The organism is Siccibacter turicensis LMG 23730, assembly GCF_000463155.2.
Taxonomy (GTDB): domain Bacteria; phylum Pseudomonadota; class Gammaproteobacteria; order Enterobacterales; family Enterobacteriaceae; genus Siccibacter; species Siccibacter turicensis.
The window spans coordinates 499575-508349 of the sequence record NZ_AWFZ01000028.1 but is presented as its reverse complement, the minus strand read 5'-3'; the positions used below and the strand labels follow the sequence as shown (position 1 = coordinate 508349).

7 protein-coding genes and 1 tRNA gene are annotated in these 8775 nt (G+C 55.6%); 5 read left to right on the top strand and 3 right to left on the bottom strand.

Annotated elements, in window-relative coordinates; all coding sequences use genetic code 11:
- The coding region (locus DW58_RS21350; protein WP_035894738.1) for a class I SAM-dependent methyltransferase at positions 1 to 707 on the bottom strand (707 nt) is incomplete at its 3' end.
- A 93-nt stretch (positions 708 to 800) separates the two neighbouring features.
- On the opposite strand from DW58_RS21350, the gene yccX reads away from it, so the two are divergent.
- Entirely contained in the window at positions 801 to 1082 is a 282-nt protein-coding gene (yccX, locus tag DW58_RS06815) for an acylphosphatase (protein WP_024550625.1), read from the top strand.
- On the opposite strand, the gene tusE is transcribed toward yccX, so the two are convergent.
- Positions 1079 to 1408, bottom strand: a complete 330-nt coding sequence (tusE, locus tag DW58_RS06810; RefSeq protein WP_024550626.1) for a sulfurtransferase TusE — start codon at positions 1406 to 1408, stop codon at positions 1079 to 1081. The two genes, yccX and tusE, sit on opposite strands and share 4 nt — an antisense overlap.
- A gap of 136 nt (positions 1409 to 1544) precedes the next feature.
- Complete coding sequence (yccA, locus tag DW58_RS06805) at positions 1545 to 2204, bottom strand: FtsH protease modulator YccA (protein WP_024550627.1); 660 nt, start codon at positions 2202 to 2204, stop codon at positions 1545 to 1547.
- 296 nt (positions 2205 to 2500) lie between these two features.
- Here yccA and DW58_RS06800 point away from each other — a divergent pair, with 296 nt between their 5' ends.
- The 4 genes from DW58_RS06800 to DW58_RS06780 all read left to right on the top strand — a co-directional run bounded on the left by DW58_RS06800 (position 2501) and on the right by DW58_RS06780 (position 8751).
- Positions 2501 to 4078, top strand: coding sequence for an ABC transporter substrate-binding protein (locus DW58_RS06800; RefSeq protein ID WP_409371880.1), 1578 nt, complete (start codon positions 2501 to 2503; stop codon positions 4076 to 4078).
- A gap of 156 nt (positions 4079 to 4234) precedes the next feature.
- Positions 4235 to 4322 (top strand) — tRNA-Ser (locus DW58_RS06795).
- A 551-nt stretch (positions 4323 to 4873) separates the two neighbouring features.
- Complete coding sequence (locus DW58_RS21345) at positions 4874 to 5362, top strand: hypothetical protein (RefSeq protein ID WP_235047732.1); 489 nt, start codon at positions 4874 to 4876, stop codon at positions 5360 to 5362.
- 50 nt (positions 5363 to 5412) lie between these two features.
- Positions 5413 to 8751 (top strand): FKBP-type peptidyl-prolyl cis-trans isomerase N-terminal domain-containing protein, encoded by a 3339-nt coding sequence (locus DW58_RS06780; RefSeq protein ID WP_152977157.1) that lies wholly within the window; start codon positions 5413 to 5415, stop codon positions 8749 to 8751.
- Positions 8752 to 8775: the final 24 nt, after the last annotated feature.

Genomic DNA, 8775 nt, shown 5'->3' with positions numbered 1-8775 from the left:
CCCGCAAAACCGCCGGTGTAGGAGAAGCAGTTCAGCACGCGCTTATCCTTAACGTAGCGGCGGGTGGCGAAGCGGCTGTCGCGCTGGTCAAGGTAGTAGCCGGTTTTATGGCCCGCCTTGATATCCACCAGCAGCTTCATGCCGTGCTCTTCAATCGGCAGCAGATCCGGCGGCAGCTCGCCGCTAATCGGACCCTGCGTCAGCTCCATGCCCTCTTTTTTACGTACCGCCACATCGGAGCGATCGTAGATGGCACACTCCGGGTAGAGGTTGCCCAGCGCGCTGAGCAGGGCCGGACGCTGGTATTCCGCACCGGCGGAGAGCAGTTGCAACACCAGGAAGTTGCCAAAGCGGTCAATGGTGACGCCCGGCAGGCCGTCGGATTCGCCGGCGATAAGACGGTAGCTGTCCAGACCGTCCTGGGCTGCGAGCCAGTCGCGCCACTGCTGGGCCTGCTGTAACCGACGGGTAAAGAAATCGATATCAATGGTTTCATCGCGGTTGAAGGTCCAGACGCGGGCCCGGATCTGCGACGCGGGGGAGTAAGCGCCGCGTGCCAGCCACTTACCCTGATGGTCAACGATATCGACGGTCTCACCGAGGCCTGCTTTACCTTCCAGACGGGTGACGGCACCAGAAAATACCCACGGGTGACGGCGCAGTAACGACTTTTCGCGCCCTTTGGCTAACACTAAACGTACACTCATAATTTGCTATGCTGCTCTTTATCGAAAATGGGCGCCATTCTCCCGAGTTCAGCCGGGAAATGCAACGCAGCCCGACAATCGGGAGGAAACGAGATGTCTACAGTATGCACTATTGCATGGGTTCATGGTCGCGTGCAGGGCGTGGGGTTTCGCTACAGCACCCAGCACGAAGCAAAGCGGCTGGGTCTGACCGGCTACGCCAAAAATCTGGATGACGGTAGCGTCGAGGTGGTGGCCTGCGGTGCGACGGATAAGGTGGACCAGCTTATCGCCTGGCTTAAGGCTGGCGGGCCGCGCAGCGCCAGCGTCGATAAGGTGCTAGCCGAGCCGCACTCACCGTCAGAGACCTGGCGCGACTTCGGCATTCGCTATTAAATGCACTTCACCGGCTTGGGCAGGCCCGCGATTTTGGTGGCCTGTTTTGCCGGCCCTTTAGGGAACAGGCGATACAGATAGCGGCTGTTGCCTTTCTCCTCGCCAAACTTCTGCGCCATCGCTTTTACCAGCATACGGATCGCCGGCGAGGTATTGAATTCCTGATAAAAATGACGCACGAAGCGCACCACTTCCCAGTGCTCCGGCGTAAGCTCAATCGCTTCTTTCGCAGCGATGACTTCAGCCAGACCTTCGCTCCACGCGTTAAAATCCTTGAGATAGCCTTCGCCATCGGTTTCAAAGGTGTTGCCTTCAAACGTTAACATACGCACTCATCAGAATAAGAAAACTGGCGGGAGTGTAGCAAAAAGCGGATGGCAGAACCAAAACCCTGCAGAAACAAAACAGGCACTGGCTGATTCAGCGCAGTGCCTGTGGGGGGACGGTGAAACCGCTCAGGGATTAATCGCGGCTTGCGAAGCCCAGAATGCTCAACAGGCTGACGAAGATGTTGTAGATAGAGACATACAGGCTCACCGTAGCGCGGATGTAGTTTGTCTCCCCGCCGTTGATGATGTTGCTGGTCTCATACAGAATCGCCCCGGTTGAAATCAGAATGAACACTGCGCTGATAGCCAGGTGAAGCGCCGGCAGCTGCAGGAAGATGTTCGCCACCATCCCGATCAGCACCACCACGATACCTGCCATCAGCATACCGCCGAGGAAGGACATGTCTTTCTTCGTGGTCAGCACATAGGCCGAGCAGGAGAAGAACACCAGCGCCGTGCCGCCCAGCGCAAGGGCGATAACATCCCCCATGCCTGCAGACAGGAAGCTGTTCAGCATCGGCCCCAGGATATAACCGAGGAAGCCGGTGAAGGCGAATGCCGCCAGAATGCCGGTAGGCTTATTGGCCAGGCGGTAGGTCAGGAACATCAGACCATACATCCCCACCAGGGTAACGATCAGCCCCGGTGCTGGCAGCGCCAGCAGGGTGCTTGCAGTTGCCGTCATGGCCGAGAAGGCCAGCGTCAGGCTCAGCAGAAAATAGGTGTTACGCAGAACTTTATGCGTGCTCAGTAGCGATGTGCGGTCGCGCGAGGAAGTAATAATGCGATCCATTTCGTCACTCTCTCATTACAGGTGTAGTTAGTCTGTGAGAATAGAGGCACCAGGGCAACGGTAAAAGGGCTTTTACCCATCTTTACTCAGTGACTTAGCGAAAATGTCACCCGCTGAAATTGTCCTGCCAGCCCTGCAGCAACATTTTTTCGTTTATCAGATCAACCTCTTATATGCCTATGAAATGCATTGCTTTTGTGTAGTTAGCGGTCTAAGAGTTTAAGCAGACCTCAACACAACAATAAAGGCATGCTATGAAAGGAAAACGCAGGGCAGGGGTGGCGTCGTTACTGGCGATGAGCGTAATAGCGAGCTGCGCGAACGCCGCGGTGGTCCCGGAAGGCACCGCGCTGGCACCGACGCAGGAACTGGTCAGGAATAACGGCAGCGAGCCGGCCACTCTCGACCCGCATAAAGTCGAAAGCGACGTCGAGTTCAATATTATCAATGATACCTTCGACGGGCTGGTGGCGGTGCGTAAAGACGGCACCATCGAACCGCGGCTGGCCGAGCGCTGGGAAAATAAAGCGGACAACGTCTGGGTCTTTCACCTGCGCCCTGGCATCACCTGGTCAGACGGCGAACCGATCACCGCGGAAGATGTGGTCTGGAGCTGGCGTCGGCTGGTCAGCCCCGATATCGGTTCACCCTACGCCAGCTACCTCGGCAATATGCATATTGTGAACGCGGCTGAGATCGCCGAAGGGAAACAATCCCCGGATACGCTCGGCGTTAAGGCGCTGGACGATCAGACGGTGGAGATCACGCTCACTCAGCCCACGGCTGCGTTTCTGAATATGCTGGCGCACCCTACGCTGGTCCCCATCGATAAAACCGCCGTGGAGCGCTTCGGCGATCGCTGGACGCGGCCAGAGCATTTCGTCAGCAGCGGCGCCTACCGGGTAACCGAGTGGAAGGTAAATGAGCGTATCGTTGGTGAGCGTAACAAGCGCTACTGGGATAATGCCCATACCGTGATCAACAAGGTGACATGGCTGGCGGTGACCTCTCAGACTGCGGATGTTAACCGCTATAAAGCCGGCGAGATTGATATCACTTACACCATTCCGCTGAATCAGTACGCCCAGCTTAAAAAAACGCTCGGTGGCGAAGTCTACACTGAACCGCAGCTGGCAACCTACTATTACGAGTTCAACACCACCAAAGCCCCGTTTAACGATCCGCGGGTACGACGCGCGCTAAATATGGGTCTGGATAAAGACATTATTGCCGAGAAGGTGCTCGGGCAGGGGCAGCGCCCGGCATGGGTGGTTAGCCAGCCGGAAATTGGCGGTATCACGCTGAAAAATCCGGACTACGCCACCTGGCCGCGCGAGAAACGGTTGAGTGAAGCGAAACGTCTGCTGAGCGAGGCCGGCTTTACCGAGGCTCACCCGCTGACGTTCAGGCTGCTGTATAACACCCTGGAATCACACCAGCGCATCGCCATTGCCGCAAGCTCCATGTGGAAGAAAAACCTTGGCGTCGTGGCGACCCTGCAAAATCAGGAGTGGAAGACCATGCTGGATACCATGCATACCGGCAACTTCGATGTGGTGCGCTACGCGTGGATCGCCGATTATGACGACGCGTCCACTTTCCTGAACAACTTCCGTACCGGAAACAGCGAAAACACCGCGAAGTATAGCAATCCAGCCTACGACGAGGCGCTGGTTAACGCGGCTAAAGCGCCCGACAGCGCCAAGCGTGGTCACTATTATCAGCAGGCGGAGGATATCCTGAGCGAGGATGTCCCGGCGATTCCGGTCTATCACTACGTGCGCTCGCAGCTGGTGAAACCGTACGTGGGCGGATTCAGCCCTAATGCGATGGGATTGTTCTCGACCAAAGACCTGTGGATTACGGCGCATTAAGCGGCTGACAGGCATGTAAACCTGCCTGTTCTGTCGGGAAACTGAGCATGTTGTTTTAATTTCAGCCGATTAATTCTGATTTGGCTGTTTTTGAAGCGATTGAACGTTTTCGGGCTTTACAGGCAGGCGAGGGATGTTTATAGTTCGCGTCATTCCGGAAGTGTGGCCGAGCGGTTGAAGGCACCGGTCTTGAAAACCGGCGACCCGAAAGGGTTCCAGAGTTCGAATCTCTGCGCTTCCGCCATATATGGAATAGGGCCTGACGTAACGTCAGGCCCTTTTTTCATTCTGAAATCCCACTCTTGTCTGACTGCCCCTCATGTCCTTTTGTTAACGTCTTACTCTGCCGTTCAGGCACAACCGTCTATAAGCACAAGAATATATCGTCTTATTATGTGTCATCCATCACTGAATTAAATTAACAAATATGTTTCATCCAATTTTTATATTCATTAGCACCGGTTAATTAGTTGACTGCCCGCTGCGCGATATAAATCATCTCCGATGAGTTTCCAGGTCTGTCGCACAATGCCTGTCTTTCAGTATTCATAAAATGAATCTGAATGTTCAGTTGATACATAATAACGGCATTGTTTTTGCCAGGCCTCCAGGTTATCTTTTGCGGTGAAGTAACTGCCTGAATGTTATATGTTTGTATGCCACTAATAAGCATTATGGATTTCAATAAGTTAGCTGGCTAAAAAATCTGATGTTGCTTTTCATTCACAGCTGCGCTTTACGCAGCTGTGTATCTTGCGTCTTTGCAAATAGAAGGTTGAAGGGACCATTCTGATTATGAAAATTAAAATGCTTGCGGTGGTGCTGGCTTTTGCGGTGACGGGATGTACTCAGACAGGCAGCAGTACGTCATCTGCCTCCCGGCTGTCTGCACCAAAACCTGCAGTAAATAATACGTCTTCTGGTGCAGTGCAAAATACAACGACCACCGCGTCGTCAACATCGCTTTCTCAACCCGCGGTTCGTTCCGACAGTGACAACAGCGCCCAGGCCGATCCGGCGATGAAAGCCCGGCTTAATAGCTGCCTCGTGGAAGCTAAACAGCTTGCGAAGCTGCGCAACGGCGCTTACCGCGCCTCGGTTGACGAACTGTATCGTAATCTTCGCGCTACGCAGTCCTATGCCAGCATTGCGGGTGAACTTTCAACCTCCACAACCGATCTTATGACGCCGCTTTATCAGTATCGCGTTAACGACAGCTGCAACACCATTTCGCAACTGCTGTTAAAAGAACTGAAAAAAGGCGCGATGATAAACGGTAATTAACTCGACTTTTCGCAACAACATGGTCTGGAAGACCGCAGCAGGAGCAGGGAATGAAAATCTTGAGTTGGCAGATCAGGCTTATATTAGTAGGCGCACTTGTTGCGCCTGCTTTCACTTTAGAACAGGCCATCGCAGCATCCAGCGATTCATTTCTGTCGACGGTACAGGGGCTGGATACCCAGGGAATGGACGTCCCACCTCCGGCGTCTGCACCTGCCTCGCCTTCCTCCAGGCCGCAAGAGCTACAGCATCTGCGTAACCAGAACGCCAGCCTGAAAAAACGCATCTCTTCACTCGAAGCGCAGACGACGGAAAATAACCGTCAGGATGACACGCAAGCGGCGCGCGCTGAACGCGATACCCTGCGGGCTGAAATCGTTGCGTTAAAGCGCAAAGTGAAACTCAGTGAAGACGCTGCACGCCAGCCTGCGCCACGTAGCGCCGATAAAACGGTACTGATGCTTCAGCTTGAAAACCGCTCCTTACAGGCGAAGCTGGACACCCTTGCACTGCAAAAAAGCGACGTCGTCGGCCTCAGAAAACAGCTGGCGCAGCTGCAAAAAGAAAATGACCGGCTTACCGCCTCGCTTGCCCAGTCCGGCAGTGATAAAACGCGCCAGGAGGCGTTACGCCAGTCGTTGACCGCAACGACTGCGGACAACGCGGCGCTGCGGAAAAAACTGGCTTCGCTGGAAGAGAGCCTCGCACAGCGGCAAAAAACGGGCGATACCCGTCTGCGCGACCTGGAAACTGCACTGAAGAATGAACAGGCAAACAGCCAGTCTCTTACTGCTCAGCTTGCCAAAACCCGTAACGAATTGAAAAAGGGCGGCAGTACCGTTGAGCAGCTTGAAAGCCGGCACAGCGATCTTGAGGAAGCCTTGCAGACCGCGCAGGAAGAGAATCTCTCGCTCACGAATAAGCTCGCCGCTCTGCAGGAACAGTATAAGAACGCGTCCACCGGTACCGAACAGCTAGAGCTAGGGCGCCGCGAAATGGAAAAATTGCTCGCTAAAGCTGAGAGCAACAACAAATCCCTGACTGCGAAGCTAAAAGAGACCGAGGCACAGCTCACCGCCGGCAACAGCGGGACGAAGCAGCTTGTAGCCCAGCGTGATGAGATGGAAAAATCCCTCGCTAAAGCCCAGGGCGACATCAAATCCCTGACTGCAAAGCTGAAAGAGACCGAGGCGCAGCTTACCGCCGGGAACAGCGGGGCGCAGCAGCTGGTGACCCAGCGTGATGAGATGGAGCAATCGCTCGGCAAAGCCCAGGGTGATATCAAAACTCTCACCGCAAAGCTGAAAGAGACCGAGGCCCAGCTCACCGCCGGCAACAGCGGCGCGAAGCAGCTGGCGACGCAACGTGATGAGATGGAAAAATCGCTCACCAAAGCCCAGGGCGATATCAAAACTCTGACCGCGAAACTGAAAGAAACCGAGGCGCAGCTCACCGCCGGGAACAGCGGCGCGAAGCAGCTGGCGGCGCAACGTGATGAGATGGAAAAATCGCTCGCTAAAGCCGAGAGCGACAACAAGTCCCTGACCGCGAAGCTGAAAGAAACTGAGGCACAGCTTACTGCCGGGAACAGCGGGGCGCAGCAGTTGGTGGCCCAGCGTGATGAGATGGAAAAATCGCTCACCAAAGCCCAGGGCGATATCAAAACTCTGACCGCGAAACTGAAAGAAACCGAGGCACAGCTTACTGTCGGCAACAGCGGCGCGAAGCAGCTGGCGGCGCAGCGTGATGAGATGGAAAAATCGCTCACCAAAGCCCAGGCCGACATCAAAACTCTGACCGTGAAACTGAAAGAAACCGAGGCACAGCTTACTGCCGGCAACAGCGGGGCGAAACAGCTGGCGGCCCAGCGTGATGAGATGGAGAAGTCCCTCACCAATGCCCAGACCGACATCAAAACTCTCACCGCGAAGCTGAAAGAGACCGAGGCCCAGCTCACCGCCGGAAACAGCGGGGCGAAGCAGCTGGTAGCCCAGCGTGATGAGATGGAAGAATCCCTCGGCAAAGCCCAGGCCGACATCAAATCCCTCACCGCGAAGCTGAAAGAGACCGAGGCCCAGCTCACCACCGGCAACAGCGGGGCGCAGCAGCTGGTGGCGCAACGTGATGAGATGGAGCAATCCCTCACCAAAGCCCAGGCCGACATCAAAACTCTGACCGTGAAACTGAAAGAAACCGAGGCCCAGCTCACCACCGGCAACAGCGGGGCGCAGCAGCTTGCGGCCCAGCGTGATGAGATGGAAAAATCCCTCGCTAAAGCTCAGGCCGACATCAAATCCCTCACCGCGAAGCTGAGAGAGACAGAAGCGCAGCTCACCGCCGAAAACAGCGGGGCGAAGCAACTAGTGGCCCAGCGCGACGAAATGGAAAAAGCTCTGGCCACCACCCAGCAGACCCTGACGGCGGCGCAGGCCGAAGTGACGCGCCTGAAGCAGCAGGAGCAGACGCAGCAGGCCTCACAGCGTGAGGCGCAGAGCCTAATCGAGGATAAGAATAAGCAGCTTACCGCGTTGACGGCCCGGCTGGCTGAGATCGCCCCGCGCCTCGATACCGCGCAGAAAAATCAGCAGTCCGCCACCCAGCAGCTGGACGATCTGCAAAAGCAGCTTGCTGACAGCAAACAGCAGAATAGCGACATGCAGGCGAAGCTCGACGCACAACAGCGCACCCAGCAGAGCGGCATCAAAACTCTGCAGGATGAGAACACGGCGCTTAAATCCGAGCTCGCCGCGCTTAAAGAGGTCAACACCCAACCCGCGGCGACGGCTGCACCGGCCGCTATCCAGACGCCGCTACAGCGCCACTCCTATGCGGCGGGCATTATTCTCTCGGAAGGGATTGAGAAATCGCTCCGGCTACAGAAATCGCTCGGACTGGAGGTCGATAAAAATGCCTTGCTGGCGGGGGTAAACGACAGTATTGCCGGCAGCCGTAAAATGGATACCAAACAGCTGAATGAGAACTACGAGGCGCTGGCGGAGAAGATGTCTGAGAAAGAGAAGGCCGCCTACGATCGTGGCTTCGCTACCCTGCAGTCAACGCTGTCCGGCAAGACGGTGCTGAAACAGAACCAGAGCATGTTCTTTGTCGAGAAGAAGAAGGGCGGGGCGGCGATTAAAAACGGGGACAAGCTTACCGTGCGCCTGACCCAATCGACGCTGGACGGCAAAGCGGTAGCGCCGCAGAAGTCGTTCCCCATCGTTTACGGCAACTCAATACCTTATGTGCTCAACCAGGCAATTACCCTGGCGAAGAAGGGCGGGACCGTGGAGGTGTACTGTTTTGCTTCTGACATGTATCCGGCGGAGATGCTGCCGTCAAGCCTGGTCGGGTTCGATCTGCTGAAGTACACCTTCAGCGTCAGCAAATAAAAAAAGCGGGGCATGCCCCGCTTT